1 protein-coding gene is annotated in these 353 nt (G+C 60.6%); it reads right to left on the bottom strand.

Annotated elements, in window-relative coordinates:
* A partial coding sequence (locus AC0LWF_RS27895; RefSeq protein WP_474654706.1) for an ATP-binding cassette domain-containing protein occupies nucleotides 1-246 on the bottom strand: 246 nt, incomplete at its 3' end.
* Nucleotides 247-353 lie beyond the last annotated feature (107 nt).

Below are 353 nucleotides of genomic sequence, written 5' to 3'. Positions count from 1 at the left end.
AATGCCGAGCGCGATCGCATCATGGCTGTTGCGGATGCGGACCTCGCGGCCTTCCCGTTTGATCTGACCGTCATCGGCCTGATAGTAGCCGTAGAGGATACTCATCAGGGTGGATTTGCCGGCCCCGTTCTCGCCGATGATGCCGTGGATGCTGCCTTTGGCGATGCTCATCGACACGTCGCGGTTGGCTTGCACCGCGCCGAAGCGCTTGCTGATGCCGACCAGTTCGATTGCTGTGTGGGTCATGCGGTTATCTCTTGCAAGGATGGCCACTGGGAGCGCACGCATGTTGTGCGCTCCCGTCACGTAGCTGCGATTACTGCGGGCAACTGTTGTTGGCGCGGTAGTCGACC

The sequence above is a fragment of the Paenibacillus sp. sgz302114 genome, from assembly GCF_056120345.1.
Note: the sequence above shows the minus strand (reverse complement) of the source record. Positions and strands in the feature narration are given on the sequence as shown.